The sequence below is a fragment of the Novosphingobium sp. AAP93 genome (assembly GCF_001296055.1).
Taxonomy (GTDB): Bacteria; Pseudomonadota; Alphaproteobacteria; order Sphingomonadales; family Sphingomonadaceae; genus Novosphingobium.
Map to the genome: position 1 here is coordinate 18,047 of NZ_LJHZ01000010.1, position 22,211 is coordinate 40,257.

Sequence of the window (22,211 nt, forward strand, 5' to 3'; positions counted from 1 at the left end):
TTTCGTTTGAGAGATTGAAGCATGTCTATCGAAGTCAAAGTTCCGGTGCTCGGCGAAAGCGTCAGCGAGGCGACTGTCGGCCAGTGGCTCAAGCAGCCGGGCGAGGCGGTGGCGCTCGACGAGCCCATCGCGAGCCTCGAGACCGACAAGGTGGCGGTGGAAGTGCCCTCCCCCGTCGCGGGGATCATGGGCGCACATGTGGCTGCCGAGGGTGACACCGTGGCGGTTGGCGCGCTGCTCGGACTGATCGAGACGAGCGGCGTGGCGACGGCTCCGGCGGCAGCTCCTGCACCGGCGGCGGCTCCGGCTGCTGCAGCTGTCGCGGACGATGCGGCAGCGCTTTCGCCTGCCGTGCGCCGCGCGGTGCTGGAGCACGGGATCGATCCGGCGACGGTGAAGGGCACCGGCAAGGACGGGCGCCTGACCAAGGAAGACGTGCTGGCGGCCGCGCAGGCCAAGCAGGCCGCGCCCGCGCCGGTGGTGGCGGCGCCCGCCCCTGCCCCGGCTCCGGCCCCCGTCGTCAGCGTGAGCGGCGAGCGGCGCGAGGAGCGGGTCAAGATGACCCGCCTGCGCCAGACCATCGCCAAGCGGCTGAAGTCCGCGCAGGAAACCGCCGCGATGCTGACCACGTTCAACGACGTGGACATGAGCGCGGTGATGGAAGCGCGCGCGAAGTACAAGGACGTGTTCGAGAAGAAGCACGGCGTGAAGCTGGGCCTGATGAGCTTCTTCGCCAAGGCATCGGTGCTGGCGCTGAAGGACATTCCGGCCGTCAACGCGCAGATGCAGGGCGACGAGATCGTCTACTTCGACTACGTGGACATTTCGGTGGCGGTGTCCGCGCCCAACGGGCTGGTTGTGCCGGTGGTGCGCGATGTCGACAAGATGAGCTTTGCTGGCATCGAGAAGGCGATCGCCGACTACGGCAAGAAGGCGCGCGACGGCACGCTGACCATGGCCGACATGGCGGGCGGCACCTTCACGATCTCCAACGGCGGCGTGTTCGGCGGGCTGATGTCCACCCCGATCATCAACCCGCCGCAGTCGGCGGTGCTGGGCCTGCACCGGATCGAGGACCGGCCGGTGGTGCGTGACGGGCAGATCGTGGTGCGGCCGATGATGTATATCGCGCTGAGCTATGATCACCGGATCATTGATGGACGCGAGGCGGTGACGGCTTTGAAGACGATCAAGGAAGCGATAGAAGACCCGACGCGCCTGCTGATTGATATGTGAGGCCAGCGCGCCGGAACTGGAGTCTGCGATGGACTGGAAAGAGCACATTCATTCCGACCCCGAGATCGGTTTCGGCAAGCCGATCTTACGGGGCACGCGGATCAAGGTGGAATTCGTGCTCAAGCTGATGGGTGCGGGTTGGTCGGCGGAGCGGATTGCCGAGGAGTTTCCGGGCGTAGAGGCGGTTCATCTGCAGGCGGCGGCGGCGTTTGCGGCCGATCTGATGGGTGATGAGGACTATGCCGCGATTGGCAAGGCGCGGGCTGCTTGAAGTTCCTGCTCGATGTCCACATCGGCTTGCGCATCGCGCAGGCTTTGACGGACGCGGGGCACGATGTTCTCCGGGCCGTGCTGGTCTGTCCGACGGACAGCGATGCCGAGCATATCGAACGGGCGAGGGCTGAAGACCGCATACTGATCAGCGAAGACAGTGATTTCAGCGATCTGATCTTCGCGATGGGGCATGAGCCTCCGCCTGCGTTGATCTACATTCGCTGCGACCCGTTCGAACAGGAGGCCATCATCAAGGCGCTGCTTGAGGTCATTGAAGATGACCGGTTGGCGGGCCATGTGGCGGTGGTGACGACAAACCAGGTGCGGTTCCGCCGTTTCCCGGGACACGACAGACGAGCCGACCCTTGGGAAACTTCGCAAGGCTGATGGCGCATCGATGGAAGTGAGACATGGCTGAATACGACTACGACGTGCTTGTCATCGGTGCTGGTCCCGGCGGCTATGTCGCGGCCATTCGCGCGGCGCAGCTGGGGCTCAAGGTGGCCTGTGCGGAAGCCCGCGAGACGCTGGGGGGCACCTGCCTCAACGTGGGGTGCATTCCTTCGAAGGCGCTGCTGCATGGTTCGGAGAAGTTTGCCGAGGCGGTGGATGGCACGTTTGCGAGCTATGGCATCAAGACGGGGCCGGTGACGCTCGATCTGGCAGCGATGCAGCAGCAGAAGCTGGATTCGGTGAAGCAGCTGACGGGCGGGATCGAGTTCCTGTTCAAGAAGAACAAGGTGACCTGGTTGAAGGGCCTCGCCGCGTTCGAGGATGCGCACACCGTTTCGGTGGCGGGCGCGAAGGTGACCGCGAAGGACGTGGTGATCGCGACGGGTTCGAGCGTGACGCCGCTGCCGGGGGTGACGGTGGACAACGACGCGGGCGTGGTGGTCGATTCCACCGGTGCGCTGGCGCTGGAGCGCGTGCCGGAGCACCTCGTGGTGATCGGCGGCGGTGTGATCGGGCTGGAGCTGGGTTCGGTGTGGCGGCGGCTGGGCGCGAAGGTGACGGTGGTGGAGTTCCTCGACCAGTTGCTGCCCGGCATGGACGGCGATGTGCGCAAGGAAGCCGCCAAGATCTTCAAGAAGCAGGGCATGGAGCTGAAGCTCTCCACCAAGGTGACGGGCGTTGCCGTGAAGGGCAAGACCGCGACCTTGACGGTGGAGCCTTCGGCGGGCGGCGCGGCTGAGACTTTGACGGCGGACTGCGTGCTGGTGGCCATCGGACGGCGGCCGAATGTGGATGGGCTTGGCCTCGAGAAGATCGGGCTTGAAGTGAACAAGCGCGGGCAGATCGAGACGGGGCATGATTTCCGCACGAGCGTGCCGGGCGTCTGGGCCATCGGCGATGTGATTCCGGGTCCGATGCTGGCGCACAAGGCGGAGGACGAGGGCGTGGCCGTGGCCGAGTTCATCGCCGGGCACACCGGCATCGTGAACCATGCCGTGATCCCGGGCGTGGTCTATACCTTCCCCGAATTTGCTGGCGTGGGCCTGACCGAGGAAGCGGCGCGCGAGAAGGCCAAGGAAACGGGGACCGACGTGAAAGTCTCGAAGTTCCCGATGCTCGCCAACAGCCGCGCCAAGACCAACCACGAGCCCGACGGCTTCGTGAAGGTGATCGCGGACGCGAAGACCGAGCGCGTGCTGGGCGTGTGGTGCATCGCGAGCGTCGCGGGTTCGATGATTGCCGAGGCGGCGCTGGCGATGGAGTTTGGCGCGACGGCGGAAGACATCGCTTATACCTGCCACGCGCATCCGACCCATGCCGAGGCGCTGAAGGAAGCGGCGATGGGGATTGGCGGGAAGCCGATTCATATTTGAGGGAGTACCCCTCCACCACCCTTCGGGTGGTCCCCCTCCCCGTACCGGGGAGGAGTTACCCCTCCGTCAGCCCTTCCTTCGACAAGCTCAGGATGAGCGAGGCTGCCACCTCCCCCTTTACCCCTTCGACAAGCTCAGGGGAGAATGGGGAGGACCTGAGGTTCAGGCGCGTTTGCGGACTTCTACTTCGAGGAACTGGGGGGCGCTGGTGCTGACCATGCGGGCGGCGGCGGCGAGCGCGTAGGAGCTGGCGCGGTAGCGGGTGACGAGGCCGCCGGCACCATCGCTGACGAGCGGGGTTTCGAACTCGACGCCGATGGTCGCGTCTTCCGAGCGCGAGACGGTGACGACGGCGAGCTGGCCCGCGCCGAGATCAAGCACGAGGCTGGTGCCGACGGGGACGCCGACGAGCCCTTCGATGCGCGCGCCGGTGGCCGAGAGGTTGCGCAGCAGCGCCTCGTAGCGGTGGTCTTCGTGAATCACGCCGATGCGTCGGTAGACCGAGCGGCGCTCGGGCCGATGGCGCTTGGGGCCTTCGGGCGGGATGCGCAGTTCGCCCGCCGCCATGCGTTCGAGCAGGACCGCCTGTTCGAGCGGGGGCGAATAGAGAAAACCCTGGATGAACCGCGCGCCCTTGGCGCAGACGACATCGCGCTGGTCGAATGCTTCGACGCCCTCGACGGTGGTTTCCATGCCAAGCGCATCGGCGAGGCCGATGATCGCGGCGATGATCTTGGCGCTGTTCTGATCGCTGAGGGTGCAGCTGTCGACGAAGCTGCGATCGACCTTCAATTTGTCGAAGGGTGCTGCGCGAAGGTAGCTCAATGAGGAATAGCCGGTGCCGAAATCATCGAGCGCGAGCCGCACGCCGAGAGCCTTGAGCGCCTTGAACGCCGCATCGGTGGTCTCGCTGTCGCCCATGAACACGGATTCGGTGAGTTCGAGTTCGAGCCGTTCGGGATCGAGGCCGGCGCTATCGAGCACATCGGAGACGATGCGCGGGAAATCGGGGTGGGCAAACTGCACCGCCGAGACATTGACCGCGATGCGCAAGGGATGCGGCCATGCGGCAGCATCACGCGCGGCCTGGCGCAGCGCCCAGGCGCCCAGCTGGAGGATCATGCCGGTATCTTCGGCGACGGGGATGAACACCGACGGCGGGATGGCCCCGCGCTGGGGATGTTCCCAGCGCATCAGCGCCTCGAACCCGACGACGACGTGATCGTCGGTGCGGACGACGGGCTGGTAGACCATCGCAAGCTGGGGTTCGTCCCAGTTGTCGGCATCGCCCTCCACAGAGGAGATGGCCTCGCGCAGGGCCTCTTCGAGCTGGCGGCGCTCTTCCTTCTCGTCCTTGAGATCGGCGGAGTAGAAGCGGAACTGGCCGCGTCCGCCGTGCTTGGCGGCATAGAGCGCAAGGTCCGCCGCACGGACGATGTCCTCGCGCTCGCCGCCATCGAACGGGGCGATGGCCATGCCGATGGAGACGCCGATGACGACGTGGTTGTCGTCGATCCGGTAGGGCTGCGAGACGAGGCCGATGATCTTGTCGGCGAGTTCGCCAAGCTTGCCGCGATCCTCGATGTCGGGGAGCAGGATTTGGAATTCGTCGCCGCCGAGACGGCCGATCTCGCCCACCGTGCCGACGACGCGGGTGAGGCGCTGGGCAACCTGGCGGAGCAATTCATCCCCGGCGGGATGGCCGAGCGTGTCGTTGACCTGCTTGAACCGGTCGAGATCGAGCATCATCAGCGTGACCGGGCGCAAAGTGCCCTTGAACGCGGCGAGCATCGCATCGAACCGCCGGCTGATGCGATGGCGATTGGCAAGGCCGGTGAGCGAATCGAATTCGGCGAGGCGCGAGTCCTCGATGCGGCGCTCGTATTCGAGCGTGATGTCGCGCGCGCTGCCGCGATAGCCGTGGAAGGCGCCATCGGAGCCGGGCCGGGCGACGTCGATCTTGGGCTGGCCGGAAAGCGCCCACCATGCCGGGCGGGCGCCGGCCGGACAACGATCGGGGACGAAGCGGACGGTTACGTCGGCGAGGCGGGCATGGGCGCCGAAGAGGAACTGCAGCGGGCGATCGGAGCGCTCGCCGGGGTGTTCGGGATCGGTCTCGAACAGGCTGGTGAAGGGTTTGCCGATCAAATCCTCAGCCGCAAGGCCGAAGCGTTCGCAGGCGGCGGGGGAAATGTAGGAAAGGCAACCGGCGGCGTCGGTGGCCCAGAACCAACCGGAATGGCCCCGCTCGATATCCTCGAAAACAGACGCCCGGTGCAGCGCGCGGTCGGCCGCAACGTCGCCCGGAGGCGGTGGTTGCGGCGGCCGGGATGCCTGCCAGGGCTTGAGCAGATTCTTCACGTGGCGCAGAAAGCCTGTTGGAGAAAAGGACCGATCCGGATTCCATCCTAGACATGGGTTGGTTACTTTCGTCCTAAGGGGAGCGTTAATGAGCCCGATCGATGTCCTTGCGCTGAGCCTGCCCGCCGCGACGCGTCTGCCGGCCTCGGACGTGTTCGCGCTGATCGCGGCGCTCGACCCGGCAGGCATCGCGATCACCGCGCTGAGCGGGGCGCTGCTGGCGGCACGGATGCGGCAGACCTTTGTTACCATGGCGTTTTTTGCATTGGTGACGGGCGTGGGCGGCGGGACCGTGCGCGACCTTTTGATCGGGGCACCGGTGTTCTGGGTGCACAATGCGTGGACCGCGCCGGTGTGCCTCGGCGCGGCACTGCTGGTGTGGTTCAGCCCGGCGCGGTGGTGGCAGAGCGAGAGCACGCGGGTGATCGAATGGGCCGACGCGGCGGGGCTTGGCGCCTATGCGGTGCTGGGGACGGCCAAGGCGCTGGCGCTGGGCGTTGCGCCGGTGCCCGCGGCAATGATGGGGGTGATCACCGGCTGCGTGGGCGGAGTGATCCGCGACGTGATCGCCGGGCGCCCTTCGATCATCATGCGGCCCGAACTCTATGTGACGCCCGCCGCGCTCACTTCGGCGCTTTGCGCGGGTGGACATATGGCAGGGGTGGACAAGATGATCATATGGCCGCTGGCGGCGCTGGCGGGTTTTGGCCTGCGCGGGGCGGCGATCAAGTGGCAGCTGGCACTGCCGGCCTATGGGCGCACACAGGACAAGGGAGAATGAGGGTGCGGAAAGGTCTGTTGGTTGGCGCGCTGGTGATGGCGGCGAGCGCGAGTGCGGCGGAGCAGGCGAGCCCCTATGGCACGTGGCGCACGCCCGAGCGCGGCGGGCTGATCGAGGTTTCGCAGTGCGATGGCGGGCTCTGTGGCAAGATCCTGGGTGGGACCGGCAGTAGCCCGGAGGACCGGTTCGACCGCAACAACAAGAACCCGGCGCTGCGTTCACGCCAGTTGATCGGGCTCTACGTGTTCCGGGGACTGAAACCTGCTGGTGGAAGCTGGAAGGGTTCGATCTACAATCCCAACGACGGCGGTACTTATGCTGCGACAGTGACGCTGAAATCAGCGAGCGAGATGACGGTGAAGGGCTGCGTGGTCTGGCCGCTGTGCAAGACGCAGACCTGGGCGAAGGTGCGGTAGGAGGGAAGTACCCCTCCGACCTGCCTGCGGCAGGCCACCTCCCCATTTGCACTTCGTGAAAATGGGGAGGACGAGGGGGCCTCGTTACTCCATCGTGACCACGACTTTGCCCACGGCCTTGCGGTCGGCGAGCATGGCGATGGCTTCGCCGCCGCGTTCGAGGGGGAAGCGGGCGGAGACGCGGGGGTTGATCTTGCCGGCCTTGAGGAGGTCGAACAGTTCGGCGACATGCTCGGCGTTCTTCTGCGGTTCGCGCGCGGTGAAGGCGCCCCAGAACACGCCGCAGACGTCGCAGGACTTGAGCAGCGTGAGGTTGAGCGGCAGGCGGGCGATGCCGGCGGGGAAGCCGACGACGAGGAAGCGGCCTTCCCACGCGATGGCGCGCAGCGCGGGCTCGGAATAGTCGCCGCCGACGATATCGTAGACGATGTCCGCGCCGTTCGGGCCGCAGGCGGCCTTGAACGCGTCGGCCAGGGCTTTGCTCTGGTCCTTGTCGAAGGGCGGGCGGCCATAGATCACGACATCGTCCGCGCCGGCTTCGCGCGCGGCGGCGGCTTTCTCCTCGCTGGAGACAGCGGCGATGACGCGGTTGCCATAGGCCTTGCCGAGTTCGATCGCCGAAATGCCGACACCGCCGGCGGCGCCGAGGACGAGCATGGTCTCACCCGCCTTGATGCGGCCGCGATCCTTCAGGCCGTGGATCGTGGTGCCGTAGGTCATGAGGAGCGAGGCGCCGGTTTCGAACGAGACGCCTTCGGGGAGCGGGAACATGCGGCCCTGATCGAGCACGACCTTCTCGGCGAGGCCGCCGTTGCCGCACATGCCGATGACCTTGTCACCCGCCTTCCACTGCGTGACGCCTTCGCCGACGCTTTCGATAACACCCGCGAGTTCGCCGCCGGGCGCATAGGGGCGCTGCGGCTTGAACTGGTACATGTCGCGGATCATCAGCGTATCAGGGAAGTTGATCGCGCAGGCCTTGACCGCGACGACGACCTGGCCGGGACCGGCGACGGGCGCGTCGATCTCGTCGAGGGTCAGGGTTTCAGGGCCGCCGACGGCGTGGGTGCGCAAGGCTTTCATGGGTCTCTCCGATGCATGTGTTTGCACCTTTGAGCCACGTTTTGACGGGCTTGGGAAGCCCTATTTAAGCGGGTGGTTAAGGCGGATTAAGTCGTCCCACACCGCTCATGCTGAGCTTGTCGAAGCATCAGGCGCGGCGCCAGCACCCTTCGACAGGCTCAGGGTGAGCGGGGTGGGGATAGTGGTGAGGTGGACGGGGCGCCTGCCCAGTCAAATGCTCAGGCCGGGTGGACGAGGAAAGGGCGCTCGGCGCTGGCTTTTGCTTCGTAGGCGCTGATCGCGTCGCCGCGGGCCATGGTGAGGCCGACTTCGTCGAGGCCGTTCAAGAGGCAGTGCTTGCGGAAAGCGTCGATCTCGAAGGTGAAGCGGTCCTGGAACGGGGTCGTCACGGTCTGCGCTTCGAGGTCGATGTGGATGGCTTCGGTCTGGGCGACTTCCATCAGGCGGTCGATCGCTTCCTGCGGCAGGACCACGGTGACGATCCCGTTCTTGAAGGCGTTGCCCGAGAAGATATCCGAGAACGAGGGCGCGATGACGGCCTTGATGCCGAGATCGAGCAGCGCCCAGGCGGCGTGTTCACGGCTGGAGCCGCAGCCGAAGTTGTCACCCGCGATGAGGATCGGCGAGCCCTTGAACGTGGGCGAGTCGAAGATGTTGTCCGGATCCTGACGCAGCGCCTGGAATGCGCCCTTGCCGAGGCCTTCGCGGCTGATCGTCTTCAGCCACTCGGCAGGGATGATCACATCGGTATCGATGTTCTTGCGGCCGAACGGGATGGCGCGGCCATCGATGGTGCTGACAGGTTCCATGGCCCGCGCCTTAGACTGCGGGGGGCGCTTGATGCAAGGCTTCAGCTTTGCTTGTGAGTGCTCTCACCCCTCCCTGGGCCCCTCCCCGAGCGGGGAGGGGCTTGATGGGTGGTCAGTCTGTTTCGATGGGATCGACAGGGGGCTTGGGCTTGGCCTTGTCCGCGCGTTCCTTGCGGCGCGAAGAATAGAGGAGGGCGGCGGCGAGTGCTGCCGAGCCGATGGCCGCGCCGGCGATGGCGGCAGGGCCGGTCCAGTTGCTGCTGCTATCCCGGGGGCTATCCTTGTCGGTCTTCTTGGTCACGTAGGTGCTCCTTGATCCCGCCTGCACCCGAAGTGGCCTTGGCGGGACCGGATTGCAAGCGGGCTTGGGGGGCTATCCGCAGGTGTGTTTGCGAGGTGCCCACCCCCAGCCCCTCCCGCAAGCGGGAGGGGGGCAAGGAAGCGAGTCCCTCCCGCAAGCGGGAGCGGGCAAGGAAGCGAGTCCCTCCCGCAAGCGGGAGGGGAGTAGAAGGATCAGAGCCCGTCGACGGCCTTGCTGACCATGACATTGACCGAGACACGGCGGTTCTGCGCGCGGCCTTCGGGCGTGGAGTTGTCGGCCAGCGGGTTGGCGGTGGCCATGCCGCTGGGCGTGAGCATGCGGTAAGGCTTCCACCCGCAGGCCTGCTGGAGATAGTTGACCACGCGGGTGGCGCGCTGGTCGCTGAGGCGCTGGTTGAGCTCTTCGCTGCCCCGGCTGTCGGCATAGCCCACGACGAGCATGACCGCGTTCTTGATGCCTTGCGCCTGCGTGGCGGTGGCGCAGAGATCGGCCTTGCCCTGCTCGGTCAGCTGCGTCTTGCCCGAGGCGAAGTTCACGTTGGTGGTGCTCTTGATGTTGAATTCGTCGATATCGGCGAAGCGGCTGCGCAGTGCTTCGGTCATGGCGCGGACTTCGGCGGTCGCGGCGGATGCCTCCTCGAAACCCTGCTTGGTGCCGGTGCGGATCATGTTGGCGATCTTGAGATCCTTGTCCTTGAACTGGATGTCGCTCGCCATCAGCGCATCGCCCGACTGCAGGGTGTGGACCGTGACCGGCAGGCCATTGAGCAGCGAATTGGCGGCCAGCTGCTGGCGGCTCATGCCGAAGAGGCCCTTGCTCGAGCGGATCTTGGTGTAGTCGTTGACGTTGACGATGGTCTTCGTGCCATCATCGGCGGTGATCTCGATCCGATCGGCGCTGCGGCGGGAAATGACGCCCTTGATGTCAGGGCCCTTGGGGAGCGAGGCGACATCGCCGGTGGGGGCGACCGTGGTGCGCAGTTCGGCGCCGGTCGCGACGGGTTGCTGGGGCTGGCTCTGGTCGACGGGCGGGAGCTCCTGCGCCAGCGCGAATGAGCCGGCCGGCAGCGACGCGGCAAGCGCGGCTGCGAGGATCAGGCCGGTCTGTCCGGTAATGGGGGCACGCATCGGGTTACTCCTTCAAGCTCTGTCATGACGCCGCGCGGGGCGCCGCGGGGGGAAGTCGCACAGCCCGCAGCAAGGTTTCGCCGCGTGAAGCTGAACGGTTTCACGCTCCTCACTGCTGCAGCAGGCTTGCTGCCAGATGAACAGACCGGTTGAGACGGGCCGCGCGAAGGCTGCGCCGTGCGGGCGGTGCGACAGAACGTTGCTGACGCGCACAACCCCCTGAAAGCGCCCGATTTGGCGCTATCGACGAGGCGTTCCGGAGGCGCGGCGGGGCGACATCATAACCCGACGAGGCGAGCGCTGTCGTCCCACAGGCGGGTGCAGGCGGCGTCGTCGCGCGCCAGAGTCGAGGGCTCGATCCGGATGAGCGCAGGCCCGCGCACCGACCAGTAGTCGCCGCGCGCGCCGGCATAGCGGGTATCCTGCGCCAGATCGGCGAGGAACTGGCCTGAGCGGGGGATCGTGCTGGTGCGGTCGCTCTTCATCAGGCGCGGCAGGATCAGGCTGACCAGCGTGGCAATGATCCGGCCATTGTCGCGCCCGAGGCCGGTGTGGGGGACATAGCCGGGATCGAAGGAGAGGACGTCGATGCCGGGCAGGCGCTTGGCTGCCTCGCGCGCGGTCATGATGTTGCAGAGCTTGGACGTGCTGTAGGCGCGGAAGCAGGCCTGGCGGACGCCCTTTTCTGCGGTGGGATCGGTTTCGGGGTGAGCGAGCCGGTCTGCATCGGCGTGGACGGGGGGCGTGACGGGAGTCTTTTCCGCCGGATCATGCGTGCCGCTGCCGGTGAGGATGACGCGCGCGCCAGTGGTGAGGCGCGGGGCGAGGAGGCGCAGCAGGAGATAGTGCGCGAGGTGGTTGACCGCGAAGGTGCGCTCGAAGCCATCGGCGCTGGTCGCTGGCTTGGCGAGCTGGAGCCCGGCGTTGAGGATGAGGACATCGATAGGCCCCTCCCCCAATTCTGCCGCGAACTGGCGGACATTGGCGAGGGCATCGAGATCGAGCGGGAGCGCGCTGATGCGGCCTTGGAGCGATTGGGGCAGCGCGGCGGGATTGCGGGCGCCGATGGTGAGGCTGGCGCCGGATGCGAGGAGGCGCTCCGCGGCGTAGAGACCGAAGCCGGCGGTGGCGCCGGTCATGACGATGCGCATGAGGGAAGGCTCCGCATTTAGGTTGCGGAATGCAACTTAACGCGGCGGATGCGAGGGCGCAAGGGTGCGCTTCAGCTCCAGTCCTCGCAGCGTAGTCCTTCGACGCGGCCAAACTCGCGGATGTTGGCCGTGATGACCTTGAGCCCGAGACTGCGTGCATGACCGGCGATCAGCATGTCATACGCACCGATCACCTGACCGGCGCGGGCGAGGCTGGCATGGATGTCGCCGGAATGGCTTGCCGCCTCGGCATCGAAGTCAAGGACTTCGAGCCCGGCGGCCAGTTCATCGACGCGGGTTCGCTCAAAGTGCGGGTCCTGTGCGCGCGACGCGCCATGCACAAGCTCGTGATAGGTCACGGCCGAGATGCAGCATACGGCGGCCTGCTCCGCAAAGCGCGCGCGCAGCGGTCCACCGCGACCGCGCAGCAGGTGAATGCACACGTTGGTATCCAGCATGTTCAGCAGCATCAGCTGAAATCGCGCTCCTGAACTGGCGGCTGATCCCGGTCGGGGAAGTCGGGCGAACCCGGACCGTCGAAAAATTCGTCCCAGAACTGGCTGACGGGCGTGATGACAAGGCTGCGGCCCTGCTTGCGCACGACGACCTGCTTCACGCTGTCCGGAAAGGCGAGATCCTTCGGGATACGCACGGCCTGGCTGCGGTTCGACTTGAAAACAGCGGCGCGGCCAGAACCGCGAGCCGGAGGGCGTGACGGCGCGTTCATGGCCCGGAGAGTGCGCGCACCTCCGGGATATGTCAACGCGATATACCTGCTTAAACCAGCTCGCGCACGTCCGTCAGGCGGCCCGTGACGGCGGCGGCGGCGGCCATCGCCGGGCTGACGAGGTGGGTGCGGGCGCCGGGGCCCTGGCGGCCGACGAAGTTGCGGTTCGAGGTCGAGGCGCAGCGTTCGCCAGCGGGGACCTTGTCCGGGTTCATGCCGAGGCAGGCGGAGCAGCCGGGTTCGCGCCATTCGAGGCCGGCTTCGAGGAACACCTTGTCGAGGCCTTCCTCTTCGGCCTGACGCTTCACGAGGCCCGAGCCGGGGACGACGATCGCCCAGGTGACGTTCGCGGCCTTCTTGCGGCCACGGAGGACGGCGGCGGCGGCGCGCAGGTCTTCGATGCGGCTGTTGGTGCAGCTGCCGATGAAGACATTCTGGATCTCGACCGAGGTGAGCGGCTGGCCGGGCTGGAGCCCCATATAATCGAGGCTGGCGCGCGCGGCGGCCTGCTTCGAGGCATCGGCGAAGCTTTCGGGCGCGGGGACGACGCCGGTGATGGGGAGGACGTCCTCAGGGCTGGTACCCCAGGTGACGCTGGGGGCGATGTCCGCCGCGTTGATCACGACGGTCTTGTCGTATGTCGCGCCGGCATCGGTCGCGAGGCTGCGCCACCACGCGACGGCCTTGTCCCACTCCTCGCCCGTGGGCGCGTAGGGGCGGCCCTTGAGATAGGCGAAGGTCTTGTCGTCCGGCGCGATGAGGCCGGCGCGGGCGCCATGTTCGATCGCCATGTTGGAGACGGTGAGGCGGCCTTCGATGGAAAGGTCGCGGATCACCTGCCCGGTATACTCGATCACGTGGCCGGTGCCGCCCGCCGCGCCGAGCACGCCGGTGATGTGGAGGACGACATCCTTGGCGGTGACGCCGGGGAGCAAGGTGCCCTCGACGCGAACTTCCATCGTCTTCGAGCGCTTGAGCAGCAGGGTCTGCGTCGCGAGCACGTGCTCGACTTCGCTCGTGCCGATGCCGAAGGCGAGCGCGCCGAGGCCGCCGTGGCAGGCGGTGTGGCTATCGCCGCAGACGATCGTCGCGCCGGGGAGCGAGAAGCCCTGCTCGGGCCCGACGACATGGACGATGCCCTGCTCCGCATCGGCATCGCCGATATAGCGGATGCCGAAGGCGGGCGCGTTGGCTTCGAGCGCTTCGAGCTGCGCGGCGCTCTGCGCATCGGCGATGGGAACGCGCGCGCCGGCTGCATCGCGGCGCGCGGTGGTGGGCAGGTTGTGATCGGGCACCGCGAGGGTGAGATCGGGGCGGCGCACCTTGCGGCCGGTGAGGCGCAGCGCCTCGAACGCTTGCGGGCTCGTCACTTCATGGACGAGGTGGCGGTCGATGTAGACGAGGCTGGTACCATCGTCGCGATCCTCGACGACGTGGGCGGCCCAGATCTTTTCGTAGAGCGTCCTGGGGAGCGTGCTGTGTGCGGATGTGCTGGTCATGCCGCGCCGGTTAAGCGCGCCGGGTGCGCATATCAAGCGCGAATGGACAGGCATCGGGGGTGATTGGGGGGCAGGTTGGCGGCGTGCCCCCTGCGCCCCTCTCCCGCCCGGCGGCGATCAGAGCAGATCGAGGCCGATGTGGAAGGATTCCGAAGCGGCGTAGTGGACCGGAGCGGGATCGCTCTCGACCTCGGGCGCGGGAGCCGTGCCGCCGCGCCAGTTGGGCTCGGGGTCAACGGGGCGGCCGGGCGCTTCATCGAGCACCGCAGTGGTGGAATAGATGAGCGGATCGGCAGGATCGAGCGTGTAGATCACGTCCGTCGGCGTATCCGTGCCATAGCCTGTCGCGGTGGGGTAGTCCTCGCAGGCAATGATGCCGACATCGCCGCCGGTGCCATCAAGCGTGCGCCATTCAGGCTGGGGATCGACCGGGCGGCCGATGACCTCATCGCCGCCGCCATCGACAGGAACCACATCGACGGGAACCACATCGCCAGGGACATCGGTACTGCCATCGCCCGGCTGATCGACCGGGAAGGGATCGATCACCGTGATCTTGATGAGGTCGCCATCGTCGACCGGTGTGCCATCACCCGTGCTGCCATCACCCGTGCTGCCATCGACCGGGACATCGCTGCCGGCATCATCGGCAGGCGGCGTTACATCGTCGGCTGGCACGATATCGACCGGCCCGCCAAATGTCTGGGCGTCGGGCGGCGTATCGGTGCTGCCATCGACCAGTTCCGCCGGCAGAGGATCGACAATCGCGATCGGAGTGATTTCGATGGGATCGATCGAAATAACGGCATCATCAGCCAGAATCGGATCGATTTTCAGAAATTCTTCTTCGGTTGCCATGGTCATTGCGCTCTCCGGTACTCGTGATTTTGTATCTGATTGAAGACAGTTTCATGCCAAGCGGACGTTAATCATCCGGATCAGACATAAGTACTGATCTGCAAGGCCTTTATTCATTTTGCGCCTGAACGTCTTCTGAATGGTCTGTTCAGGAAGCCTCCCGATGGTGACACGCTCTCGCCTCGGCAGGGCGATTGGGCTAAGGGCTACGGCATGATTCAGGTCCTGATCGTTCTGGGCGCTGTGCTGGCGATGGAATTCGTCGCGTGGAGCAGCCACAAATACGTGATGCACGGCTTCGGCTGGGGCTGGCACCGCGACCACCACGAACCCCACGACGGCTTTTTCGAGCGCAACGATCTTTATGCCGTTGTCGGCGCGGCGATGTCGATCAGCGGGTTCATGATCGGCAGCCCGCTGGTGGCGGGGGCATATGCCTGGTGGCCGGCGACGTGGATCGGCCTTGGCATCATGGTCTATGGCGCGATCTACACGCTGATCCACGACGGGCTCGTCCACCAGCGGTGGTTCAGGTACGTGCCGCGCAAGGGCTATGCCAAGCGGCTGGTGCAGGCGCACAAGCTGCACCATGCGACGATCGGCAAGGAAGGCGGAGTGAGCTTCGGCTTCATCATCGCGCTTGATCCAGCCAAGCTGAAGCAGGAGCTGCGGCGCCAGCGCGAGGCGGGGATCGCGGTGGTGCGGGACGCGGTGGAGTAGGCGGCGGGCCCACCCCCGGCCCCTCCCGCGAGCGGGAGGGGAGGAAGAGGGTTACTCGTTGCGGGTCCAGATCCACGTGCCGGAGAGGGCCATCACGCCAAGCGGGATCAGGACCCAGGGCCAGCCTGCAGCGAGGCCGGTGACGAGAACCGAGACCGCCATGGCGATCAGCGCGGCCCATTTGGCGCGGCGGGGGATGGCGCGGCGCTGGCGCCAATCGAGCAGCAGCGGACCGTAGGTGGGGTGATCCAGCAGGCGCTGCTCCCACACCGGATTGCCGCGCGCGAAGCAGAACAGCGCGAGGAGCAGGAACGGGACCGTGGGGAGCAGCGGCAGGAAGGCGCCGACCGCGCCGATGCCGACGAACATGAGCCCCGCCCCGGTCCAGAGGTGGCGTTTCATGGGAGACGTCCGGTGCGCGTCATGGTCTTGATCTTGCCGGTGAGCAGGCGCTTGTCGAGCCCGGGTTTTGCCGCCAGCGGGGCGACTGGTGCTTCGACAGGCTCAGCACGAGCGGCTTTGGGGGAGGAACCGGGAAACGAAGGTCACCCCGCCGCGATCCGCGCGGCGTGTTCGCGCACGAGCGCGATCATGTTGGGGACGCCTTGCGTGCGGTTCGAGGAGAGCTGGTTCCTGAGGTCGAAGGGTGCGAGGAGCGCCGCGATATCGGTTTCGGCGACCTGCTTCGCGGGCTGATCCTGCACCGCGGCGAGGACGAGCGCGACGATACCCTTGGTGATCGCGGCGTTGCTGTCAGCGAGGAAATGCAAGGCATCCCCGTTTCCGGCGACTGGATAGACCCAGACGCTGGCCGAGCAGCCGCGCACGAGGGTGGCGTCGGTCTTGAGCGCTTCGGGCATGGGCTCGAGCCCCCGGCCGAGATCGATCAGCAGGCGGTAGCGTTCGTCCGCGTCGAGGAATTCGTACTCTTCTAGGATGTCGTCGAGGTGGCTCATGGGCGGCGGACATAGCGGATCGCGCGGGAGGGGCAAGACGGTAGAAAGGACCCCTCCGTCAGCCCTTCGGGCTGCCACCTCCCCGAGACGAGCTCGGGGAGGGATTACCCCTCTGACCCGCCTTCGGCGGGCCACCTCCCCATTTGTGCCCTTCGACAAGCTCAGGACAAAAATGGGGAGGACCTGTCTTCACCCCGCCGCGTTCGCCGCGCTGAGGATCGCGCGGACGCTCGCGGTTGCGACGTCTTCGTCGATGCCGACGCCCCAGATGACGCGGCCATCGGGGCCGGTGCATTCGACGTAGGCCGCGGCGCGGGCGTCGCTGCCGGCCCCAAGGGCGTGTTCGGCATAGTCGCGCACGTCGATGCTGATGCCGAAGCCGTCCTTGAGGGTGGCGACGACCGACGAGATCAGGCCGTTGCCGCGGCCCGAGACCGAGCGGACTTCGCCATCGACGGCGATCTTGCCGGCAAAGACACGGGTGCCGTCGGGGGCGCGGGCTTCCTCGTAGTCGACGAGCGTGAAGCGCTGCTCTTCGCCGAGGTGGTAGGTCTTCTGGAACACGGCCCAGATATCCCCGGCGTGGAGTTCGCGGCCGAGGTCATCGGCGAGTTCCTGCACGTGGCGCGAAAAATGCGCCTGCATCTTCTTGGGCAGCTTGAGGCCCTGATCCTGTTCGAGCACCCAAGCGAAGCCGCCCTTGCCGCTCTGCGAGTTGACGCGGATGACCGCTTCGTAGCTGCGGCCGAGATCGGCGGGGTCGATGGGGAGGTAGGGGACGGCCCAGAGCTCGTCGTTCTGCGTTTCCCGCGCGGCAAAACCCTTCTTGATCGCGTCCTGGTGGCTGCCGGAGAAGGCGGTGAACACGAGTTCGCCGCCATAGGGGTGGCGGGGGTGAACGGGGAGCTGGTTGCAGTATTCGACCGTCTGGATGACTTCGTCGATGTCCGAGAAGTCGAGGCCCGGATCGACGCCCTGCGTGTACATGTTGAGCGCGACGGTGACGAGGCAGCAATTGCCGGTGCGCTCGCCGTTGCCGAACAGGCAGCCCTCGACGCGGTCGGCACCCGCCATCAGGCCAAGCTCGGCGGCGGCGACGCCGGTGCCGCGGTCGTTGTGGGTGTGGAGCGAAATGATCGCGCGGTCGCGGTTCGGCAGGTTGCGGCAGAAGTATTCGATCTGGTCGGCGTAGATGTTGGGCGTTGCCGCCTCGACCGTCGCGGGGAGGTTGAGGATGATCGGCTTGTCCGCAGTTGGCTGGAGGATTTCCATCACCGCCTCGCAGCATTCGATGCTGAAATCGAGTTCGGCGGTGGAGAAGGTCTCAGGGCTATATTCGAAATGCCAGTCCGTTTGCGGGAAGCGGGCGGCCTGATCGCGCAGGAACGTGGCACCGGCACGGGCGATGTCCTTGATTTCGGCGGGTTCCATGCCGAACACGACCTTGCGCCACAGGGGCGAGACCGCGTTGTAGACATGGACAATCGCCTGCTTCGCGCCGGCGAGGCTTTCGAACGAGGTCTTGATCAGATCCTCGCGCGATTGGGTGAGGACCTGGACGAAGACGTCGTCCGGGATCTTGCCCTGATCGACGAGGCCGCGGATGAAATCATATTCGGTGGCGCCGGCGCTGGGGAAGCCGACTTCGATTTCCTTGAGGCCGAGGCGGACGAGCAGATCGAAGAAGCGGGCCTTCTTTTCGGCGTCCATCGGATCGATCAGCGACTGGTTGCCATCGCGCATGTCGGTGGAGAGCCAGCGCGGCGCGTGGGTGATCGTGCGGCCGGGCCACTGGCGGTTTTCCAGCGGGACCTGCGGGAAGGGGCGGTACTTGACCGAGGGATTCTTGAGCATGGACATGGGATGGCTTTCGGATCTGGAAATTGCGACTTGATGGCAGTGTGACCCTTGGGCGCTAGGGGCGCGCCGCGTGGCCGCCTCCCGTCACGCCCAAGGGCGGATAAGTCGCAGGGTAAGGTCCAGAGCGGCGATCATGACTTTAGCCTATGGTGAAAGCGACCGCGCTTGTCCAGAATGAAAGCAAGGGAGAGCTGTATGTCTGAAGCCGTCGAGCCGTTTGAATACCGTGTGCCGCAGGCAGCGCTGGATGATCTGAACGCAAGGATCGATCTGGCGCGCTGGCCCGAGAAGGAAGCGGTGGACGATTGGACGCAGGGTGTGCCGCTGGCGGCCTTGCAGGACTTCGTGCGCTATTGGCGGCATGAGTACGACTGGAGGAAGTGCGAGGACTGGCTGAACGGGCTGGGCCTGTGGACCACGACGATCGACGGGGTGGCGATCCGGTTCCTGCATGCACGCTCGAAGCATGAGGGCGCGGCGCCGCTGATCATGACGCATGGGTGGCCGGGCTCGATCCTCGAGTTTCGCGGGGTGATCGATGCGCTGACCGATCCGGAGGCGCATGGAGGGACGGCAGCGGATGCCTTCCATCTGGTGATTCCGTGCCTTCCGGGCTTCGGCCTTTCGGGCAAGCCGGAGCGCAATGGCTGGGGCGTGGAGAAGATCGCGCAGGCGTGGGGCGTGCTGATGGCGCGGCTGGGCTATGATCGGTGGTTTGCGCAAGGGGGCGACTGGGGCTCCATCGTGACGACGCATATCGGCATGCAGATGCCGCAGGGCTGCGCCGGCATCCACCTCAACATGCCGATGGCTCGCCCACGCCCCGAAGACCTCGCCAATCCTTCGGCCGACGAACTCAAGGCGCTGGGGGCGCTCAAGCACTATCAGGATTGGGATTCGGGCTATTCCAAGGAGCAATCCACGCGGCCGCAGACGATCGGCTATTCGCTTGTCGATTCGCCCGTGGGGCTGGCGGGGTGGATCTACGAGAAGATGTGGGCGTGGACCGACAACGACGGCATGCCCGAAAGCGCGCTGAGCCGGGACGCAATGCTCGACAACATCATGCTGTACTGGCTGCCGGCGGCGGGGGCCTCTTCGGCAAGGCTCTATTGGGAAAGCTTTGGCGATGGCGGAATCGAGACGATCACGCTTCCCGTGGCGGTGAGTGCCTTTCCCAAGGAAATCCTGCCCACGCCGCGATCATGGATGGAGCGGCACTGCGCGAACATCGTCCATTGGGGCGAAATGGAGAAGGGCGGGCACTTCGCGGCGTGGGAGCAGCCCGCAGCTTTCGTGGGAGAGCTGCGGACGGCGTTTGGCCTGATGCGGTAGCTGCCCCCACCCAGCCTCCCCCGAACGGGGGAGGGGCCTGTCGTGTGCGCGGAGAGGTTACTTCTTTTCGAAGTCGATGGTGATGTCGAGCTTCACTTCATCGGCGACCAGCGGGGCGAAGACGCCGAGGCCGAATTCGCTGCGCTTGATGGTGGACTGGCCGTGGAAGCCGATGGTCTGCGCCTTGTTGAAGAAATTGACGCCCGCGCCGACGAACTGGGCGGTGAAAGTGGCGGGTTTGGTCACGCCGTTGAGGGTGAGGTTGCCTTCGACCGTGGCGCTCATGCCGTCGGCGCCGGGGATCACCTTGGTCGAGGTGAACACGGCATCCGCGGCGTTGGGGCCGAAGAAGTCGGGCTTGGCGCCGTCCGCACCGGGCTTGAGCAGGTGTCCGGTGAGGGCCTGATTGACGGTGACGACCTTCGAGACGGGGATTGTCGCGGTGAGCTTGGTGGCGGCGACATTGGCGGGGTCGAACGTCATCGAGCCGCCGAGTTCACCGAACAGGCCGAAGTAATCGTTGAATCCCAAGTGGTTGACCCGCCAGGCGATCATCGAATGAGTGCCATCGACGGTGTAGTTGCCGGCGGTGACGCGCGACTTGTCAGGCGCGCCCGGAGGCGTGCTGGGCATCTGCGACAGCGACGGCGCGGCGAACGCGACAAGCGCGAGCGGCAGGGCGATCTTGGCGGCACGGGGGAAGCGGATCATCGAACGGTCTCCGTGGGGAAGAGAGCCAAGGGCTGCCACAGGCGGCGGGCGCATGGCAAGCGCGTCTCGATCAGCCGCAACGCATAACCGCTATCCGCCCGGTCTCGTCGACGATGACGTTGAGCCGCTCTGGGTTCTGATCGAGCGTGATGGCCTGCCCGGGAGCGATCCAGCGCACCGGATGGGGGCGGGCGACCTGATGGACCGTGCCGCGCACCTGGGGCACGGCGCGGGCGCCGACGAAGCGCGCGGTGAGGGTGAGGCTGCAAGTATCGGCAGGGGCGGCGGCCTGGGCCTGCAGCGGCCCCGAGGGCAGGGCGCCCAGCATCAGGGACGCCAGCGCTGCTGCGCAGGGCCGGAACGATGTCATTGTAATTACCCCGATACTTCGAAACTGGAGGTATCGGGACTCCGGTAAATCCACAATGCCGGTCGGCGGTTGCCGTCGGTCGTTCGTCGAAGGGCGGGCGCGGCTTGCACCCGCCCTTCGCGCGAAGGATCAGTTCTTCGACTTGTCGACCAGCTTGTTGGCGCCGATCCACGGCATCATCGCGCGCAGCTGGGCACCGGTCTTCTCGATCGGGTGCGCGGCCGCGGCCTTGCGGCTTGCCTTGAGTTCGGGCTGACCGGCGCGGTTGTCGAGCACGAAGTCCTTGACGAAGCGGCCCGACTGGATGTCGGCAAGGACGCGCTTCATTTCGGCCTTCGTCTCGTCGGTGATGATGCGCGGGCCGGTCTTGATGTCGCCGTATTCGGCGGTGTTCGAGATCGAGTAGCGCATGTTGGCGATGCCGCCTTCATAGAGCAGGTCGACGATCAGCTTGGTTTCGTGGAGGCACTCGAAATAGGCCATTTCCGGCGCGTAGCCCGCTTCGACCAGCGTTTCGAACCCGGCCTGGATGAGGTGGGTGATGCCGCCGCAAAGCACGGCCTGCTCGCCGAACAGGTCGGTCTCGCACTCTTCCTTGAAGTTCGTCTCGATGATGCCCGAACGGCCGCCGCCGACGCCCGAGGCATAAGCGAGGCCGACATCATGCGCGTTGCCGGTCGCGTCCTGGTGAACGGCGATGAGGCAGGGGACGCCGCCGCCGCGCACGTATTCGCTGCGGACGGTGTGGCCGGGGCCCTTGGGCGCGATCATGATCACGTCGATGTCGGCGCGCGGCTCGATCAGGCCGAAGTGGACGTTGAGGCCGTGGGCGAAGGCGAGCGCTGCGCCGGGCTTCATGTTGGCGTGGATATCCTCGGCATAGATCGCGGCCTGGTGCTCGTCGGGCGCGAGGATCATGAGGATGTCGGCCCACGCAGCGGCTTCGGCGTTCGAGAGCACCTTGAAGCCGGCGGCCTCGGCCTTCTTGGCCGTCGCCGAGCCGGCGCGGAGGGCAATGGCGACTTCCTTGACGCCAGAGTCACGCAGGTTCTGCGCATGGGCGTGGCCCTGCGAGCCATAGCCGAGGACGGCGATCTTCTTGTCCTTGATGAGGTTCAGATCGCAATCGGCGTCGTAATAGACCTTCATTCTCAGTTCCGTTCTCTATGTCGTTGAAAGGAAGTATTTTTGAAGTCGTCGCATTTGAATTGTGATCCACCTTCGCTCCCCCTGAGCTTGTCGAAGGGTGTTGCCGCACGCGCTGCGCTGTGATGCTTCGACAAGCTCAGCATGAGCGGGGTGATTAAGATGGATCAGAAAGGCATGCTCCCGGTTTACACTCCCGCCCTAGGCAGCTTCCGCACCGCGGATCATGCCGACGATGCCGGTGCGGCCGACTTCGACGAGGCCGAGTTCCTTCATCAGGCTGACGAAGCTGTCGATCTTTTCGGGCGCGCCGGTCAGTTCGAAGACGAAGCTGGCGGTTGTCGTATCGACGACCTTGGCGCGGAACACGTCGGCAAGGCGCAGCGCCTCGACGCGGTTCTCGCCCTTGCCGGCGACCTTGATGAGGGCGAGCTCGCGCTCGACGTAAGGGCCGACTTCGGTGAGATCGACGACCTTGTGGACGGGCACGAGGCGTTCGAGCTGCGCGCGGATCTGGTCGATCACCTCGGGCGGGCCGTGGGTGACGATGGTGATGCGGCTGACATCGTGGCCATCGGTGATGTCGGCCACGGTCAGGCTGTCGATATTGTAGCCGCGCGCGGTGAACAGGCCGGCGATCTTGG

The 22,211-nt window shown here is 66.1% G+C and carries 25 protein-coding genes; 8 read left to right on the forward strand and 17 right to left on the reverse strand.

Annotation, left to right across the window (positions count from 1 at the left end; genetic code table 11):
- Nucleotides 1–21 precede the first annotated feature (21 nt).
- Genes odhB through lpdA form a run of 4 tightly spaced genes read left to right on the forward strand, consistent with a single transcriptional unit; the run spans nucleotide 22 to nucleotide 3,335 of the window.
- A complete protein-coding gene (gene odhB / locus IP83_RS02025; protein ID WP_054120543.1) occupies nucleotides 22–1,236 on the forward strand; it encodes a 2-oxoglutarate dehydrogenase complex dihydrolipoyllysine-residue succinyltransferase in 1,215 nt (404 codons plus the stop codon).
- A 28-nt stretch (nucleotides 1,237–1,264) separates the two neighbouring features.
- A complete protein-coding gene (locus IP83_RS02030) occupies nucleotides 1,265–1,507 on the forward strand; it encodes a DUF433 domain-containing protein (protein WP_054120544.1) in 243 nt (80 codons plus the stop codon).
- Nucleotides 1,504–1,896 (forward strand): DUF5615 family PIN-like protein, encoded by a 393-nt coding sequence (locus tag IP83_RS02035; RefSeq protein ID WP_054120545.1) that lies wholly within the window; start codon nucleotides 1,504–1,506, stop codon nucleotides 1,894–1,896. The genes IP83_RS02030 and IP83_RS02035 overlap by 4 nt, the downstream gene beginning before the upstream one ends.
- Before the next feature lie 23 nt (nucleotides 1,897–1,919).
- Nucleotides 1,920–3,335 carry a dihydrolipoyl dehydrogenase gene (gene lpdA, locus IP83_RS02040; RefSeq protein WP_054120546.1) on the forward strand — a complete coding sequence of 472 codons (1,416 nt, stop codon included), beginning with the start codon at nucleotides 1,920–1,922 and terminating at the stop codon, nucleotides 3,333–3,335.
- 162 nt (nucleotides 3,336–3,497) lie between these two features.
- On the opposite strand, the gene IP83_RS02045 is transcribed toward lpdA, so the two are convergent.
- Nucleotides 3,498–5,696, reverse strand: a complete 2,199-nt coding sequence (locus IP83_RS02045) for a bifunctional diguanylate cyclase/phosphodiesterase (RefSeq protein WP_054120547.1) — start codon at nucleotides 5,694–5,696, stop codon at nucleotides 3,498–3,500.
- 88 nt (nucleotides 5,697–5,784) lie between these two features.
- On the opposite strand from IP83_RS02045, the gene IP83_RS02050 reads away from it, so the two are divergent.
- Nucleotides 5,785–6,477, forward strand: a complete 693-nt coding sequence (locus IP83_RS02050; RefSeq protein WP_082364425.1) for a trimeric intracellular cation channel family protein — start codon at nucleotides 5,785–5,787, stop codon at nucleotides 6,475–6,477.
- The gene (locus IP83_RS02055; RefSeq protein WP_197274248.1) at nucleotides 6,474–6,893 is read left to right on the forward strand and encodes a DUF2147 domain-containing protein; all 420 of its coding nucleotides are present in this window, start codon (nucleotides 6,474–6,476) and stop codon (nucleotides 6,891–6,893) included. The genes IP83_RS02050 and IP83_RS02055 overlap by 4 nt, the downstream gene beginning before the upstream one ends.
- A gap of 84 nt (nucleotides 6,894–6,977) precedes the next feature.
- On the opposite strand, the gene IP83_RS02060 is transcribed toward IP83_RS02055, so the two are convergent.
- The 9 genes from IP83_RS02060 to IP83_RS02100 form a co-directional block, all read right to left on the reverse strand.
- Complete coding sequence (locus tag IP83_RS02060; protein ID WP_054120549.1) at nucleotides 6,978–7,976, reverse strand: NADPH:quinone oxidoreductase family protein; 999 nt, start codon at nucleotides 7,974–7,976, stop codon at nucleotides 6,978–6,980.
- Nucleotides 7,977–8,194: 218 nt separating this feature from the next.
- A complete protein-coding gene (leuD, locus tag IP83_RS02065; RefSeq protein ID WP_054120550.1) occupies nucleotides 8,195–8,785 on the reverse strand; it encodes a 3-isopropylmalate dehydratase small subunit in 591 nt (196 codons plus the stop codon).
- A 112-nt stretch (nucleotides 8,786–8,897) separates the two neighbouring features.
- Nucleotides 8,898–9,086, reverse strand: coding sequence for a hypothetical protein (locus IP83_RS02070; protein WP_054120551.1), 189 nt, complete (start codon nucleotides 9,084–9,086; stop codon nucleotides 8,898–8,900).
- A 212-nt stretch (nucleotides 9,087–9,298) separates the two neighbouring features.
- Nucleotides 9,299–10,234: an OmpA family protein gene (locus tag IP83_RS02075; RefSeq protein ID WP_054120552.1), complete on the reverse strand. Its 936-nt coding sequence runs from the start codon at nucleotides 10,232–10,234 to the stop codon at nucleotides 9,299–9,301.
- Between the two features lie 278 nt (nucleotides 10,235–10,512).
- Complete coding sequence (locus IP83_RS02080; protein ID WP_054120553.1) at nucleotides 10,513–11,385, reverse strand: SDR family NAD(P)-dependent oxidoreductase; 873 nt, start codon at nucleotides 11,383–11,385, stop codon at nucleotides 10,513–10,515.
- A gap of 71 nt (nucleotides 11,386–11,456) precedes the next feature.
- On the reverse strand, nucleotides 11,457–11,855 hold the full coding sequence (locus IP83_RS02085) for a type II toxin-antitoxin system VapC family toxin (RefSeq protein WP_054120554.1): 399 nt from the start codon (nucleotides 11,853–11,855) through the stop codon (nucleotides 11,457–11,459).
- Nucleotides 11,855–12,112: a type II toxin-antitoxin system VapB family antitoxin gene (vapB, locus tag IP83_RS02090; protein ID WP_054120555.1), complete on the reverse strand. Its 258-nt coding sequence runs from the start codon at nucleotides 12,110–12,112 to the stop codon at nucleotides 11,855–11,857. Before vapB ends, IP83_RS02085 begins: the two co-directional genes overlap by 1 nt.
- 50 nt (nucleotides 12,113–12,162) lie before the next feature.
- Nucleotides 12,163–13,611: a 3-isopropylmalate dehydratase large subunit gene (gene leuC / locus IP83_RS02095; protein WP_054120556.1), complete on the reverse strand. Its 1,449-nt coding sequence runs from the start codon at nucleotides 13,609–13,611 to the stop codon at nucleotides 12,163–12,165.
- A 117-nt stretch (nucleotides 13,612–13,728) separates the two neighbouring features.
- Nucleotides 13,729–14,475 (reverse strand): hypothetical protein, encoded by a 747-nt coding sequence (locus IP83_RS02100; protein WP_054120557.1) that lies wholly within the window; start codon nucleotides 14,473–14,475, stop codon nucleotides 13,729–13,731.
- A 207-nt stretch (nucleotides 14,476–14,682) separates the two neighbouring features.
- Here IP83_RS02100 and IP83_RS02105 point away from each other — a divergent pair, with 207 nt between their 5' ends.
- Nucleotides 14,683–15,189, forward strand: a complete 507-nt coding sequence (locus IP83_RS02105; protein ID WP_054120558.1) for a sterol desaturase family protein — start codon at nucleotides 14,683–14,685, stop codon at nucleotides 15,187–15,189.
- A 51-nt stretch (nucleotides 15,190–15,240) separates the two neighbouring features.
- On the opposite strand, the gene IP83_RS02110 is transcribed toward IP83_RS02105, so the two are convergent.
- The 3 genes from IP83_RS02110 to leuA all read right to left on the reverse strand — a co-directional run bounded on the left by IP83_RS02110 (nucleotide 15,241) and on the right by leuA (nucleotide 18,005).
- Nucleotides 15,241–15,591 (reverse strand): YbaN family protein, encoded by a 351-nt coding sequence (locus tag IP83_RS02110; RefSeq protein ID WP_054120559.1) that lies wholly within the window; start codon nucleotides 15,589–15,591, stop codon nucleotides 15,241–15,243.
- Between the two features lie 143 nt (nucleotides 15,592–15,734).
- Nucleotides 15,735–16,145 carry a SufE family protein gene (locus IP83_RS02115; protein WP_054120560.1) on the reverse strand — a complete coding sequence of 137 codons (411 nt, stop codon included), beginning with the start codon at nucleotides 16,143–16,145 and terminating at the stop codon, nucleotides 15,735–15,737.
- 189 nt (nucleotides 16,146–16,334) lie between these two features.
- Nucleotides 16,335–18,005, reverse strand: coding sequence for a 2-isopropylmalate synthase (gene leuA, locus IP83_RS02120; RefSeq protein ID WP_054120561.1), 1,671 nt, complete (start codon nucleotides 18,003–18,005; stop codon nucleotides 16,335–16,337).
- Between the two features lie 195 nt (nucleotides 18,006–18,200).
- Here leuA and IP83_RS02125 point away from each other — a divergent pair, with 195 nt between their 5' ends.
- Entirely contained in the window at nucleotides 18,201–19,340 is a 1,140-nt protein-coding gene (locus tag IP83_RS02125; protein ID WP_054120562.1) for an epoxide hydrolase family protein, read from the forward strand.
- Between the two features lie 57 nt (nucleotides 19,341–19,397).
- On the opposite strand, the gene IP83_RS02130 is transcribed toward IP83_RS02125, so the two are convergent.
- The 4 genes from IP83_RS02130 to ilvN form a co-directional block, all read right to left on the reverse strand.
- Nucleotides 19,398–20,051: a YceI family protein gene (locus IP83_RS02130; RefSeq protein WP_054120563.1), complete on the reverse strand. Its 654-nt coding sequence runs from the start codon at nucleotides 20,049–20,051 to the stop codon at nucleotides 19,398–19,400.
- A gap of 70 nt (nucleotides 20,052–20,121) precedes the next feature.
- The gene (locus IP83_RS02135; protein ID WP_054120564.1) at nucleotides 20,122–20,421 is read right to left on the reverse strand and encodes an I78 family peptidase inhibitor; all 300 of its coding nucleotides are present in this window, start codon (nucleotides 20,419–20,421) and stop codon (nucleotides 20,122–20,124) included.
- A 129-nt stretch (nucleotides 20,422–20,550) separates the two neighbouring features.
- Entirely contained in the window at nucleotides 20,551–21,570 is a 1,020-nt protein-coding gene (gene ilvC / locus IP83_RS02140) for a ketol-acid reductoisomerase (RefSeq protein WP_054120565.1), read from the reverse strand.
- 198 nt (nucleotides 21,571–21,768) lie between these two features.
- Nucleotides 21,769–22,211: acetolactate synthase small subunit (gene ilvN / locus IP83_RS02145; protein ID WP_054120566.1), on the reverse strand; the 443-nt coding region annotated here is incomplete at its 5' end.

Bases quoted from the DNA above. Each gene is read 5' to 3' on its own strand.
- odhB (WP_054120543.1), top strand. From the start codon at position 22: ATGTCTATCGAAGTCAAAGTTCCGGTGCTCGGCGAAAGCGTCAGCGAG.
- IP83_RS02030 (WP_054120544.1), top strand. From the start codon at position 1,265: ATGGACTGGAAAGAGCACATTCATTCCGACCCCGAGATCGGTTTCGGC.
- lpdA (WP_054120546.1), top strand. From the start codon at position 1,920: ATGGCTGAATACGACTACGACGTGCTTGTCATCGGTGCTGGTCCCGGC.
- IP83_RS02050 (WP_082364425.1), top strand. From the start codon at position 5,785: ATGAGCCCGATCGATGTCCTTGCGCTGAGCCTGCCCGCCGCGACGCGT.
- IP83_RS02055 (WP_197274248.1), top strand. From the start codon at position 6,474: ATGAGGGTGCGGAAAGGTCTGTTGGTTGGCGCGCTGGTGATGGCGGCG.
- IP83_RS02060 (WP_054120549.1), bottom strand. From the start codon at position 7,976: ATGAAAGCCTTGCGCACCCACGCCGTCGGCGGCCCTGAAACCCTGACC.
- leuD (WP_054120550.1), bottom strand. From the start codon at position 8,785: ATGGAACCTGTCAGCACCATCGATGGCCGCGCCATCCCGTTCGGCCGC.
- IP83_RS02075 (WP_054120552.1), bottom strand. From the start codon at position 10,234: ATGCGTGCCCCCATTACCGGACAGACCGGCCTGATCCTCGCAGCCGCG.
- IP83_RS02080 (WP_054120553.1), bottom strand. From the start codon at position 11,385: ATGCGCATCGTCATGACCGGCGCCACCGCCGGCTTCGGTCTCTACGCC.
- IP83_RS02085 (WP_054120554.1), bottom strand. From the start codon at position 11,855: ATGCTGCTGAACATGCTGGATACCAACGTGTGCATTCACCTGCTGCGC.
- vapB (WP_054120555.1), bottom strand. From the start codon at position 12,112: ATGAACGCGCCGTCACGCCCTCCGGCTCGCGGTTCTGGCCGCGCCGCT.
- leuC (WP_054120556.1), bottom strand. From the start codon at position 13,611: ATGACCAGCACATCCGCACACAGCACGCTCCCCAGGACGCTCTACGAA.
- IP83_RS02100 (WP_054120557.1), bottom strand. From the start codon at position 14,475: ATGACCATGGCAACCGAAGAAGAATTTCTGAAAATCGATCCGATTCTG.
- IP83_RS02105 (WP_054120558.1), top strand. From the start codon at position 14,683: ATGATTCAGGTCCTGATCGTTCTGGGCGCTGTGCTGGCGATGGAATTC.
- IP83_RS02110 (WP_054120559.1), bottom strand. From the start codon at position 15,591: ATGAAACGCCACCTCTGGACCGGGGCGGGGCTCATGTTCGTCGGCATC.
- IP83_RS02115 (WP_054120560.1), bottom strand. From the start codon at position 16,145: ATGAGCCACCTCGACGACATCCTAGAAGAGTACGAATTCCTCGACGCG.
- leuA (WP_054120561.1), bottom strand. From the start codon at position 18,005: ATGTCCATGCTCAAGAATCCCTCGGTCAAGTACCGCCCCTTCCCGCAG.
- IP83_RS02125 (WP_054120562.1), top strand. From the start codon at position 18,201: ATGTCTGAAGCCGTCGAGCCGTTTGAATACCGTGTGCCGCAGGCAGCG.
- IP83_RS02130 (WP_054120563.1), bottom strand. From the start codon at position 20,051: ATGATCCGCTTCCCCCGTGCCGCCAAGATCGCCCTGCCGCTCGCGCTT.
- IP83_RS02135 (WP_054120564.1), bottom strand. From the start codon at position 20,421: ATGACATCGTTCCGGCCCTGCGCAGCAGCGCTGGCGTCCCTGATGCTG.
- ilvC (WP_054120565.1), bottom strand. From the start codon at position 21,570: ATGAAGGTCTATTACGACGCCGATTGCGATCTGAACCTCATCAAGGAC.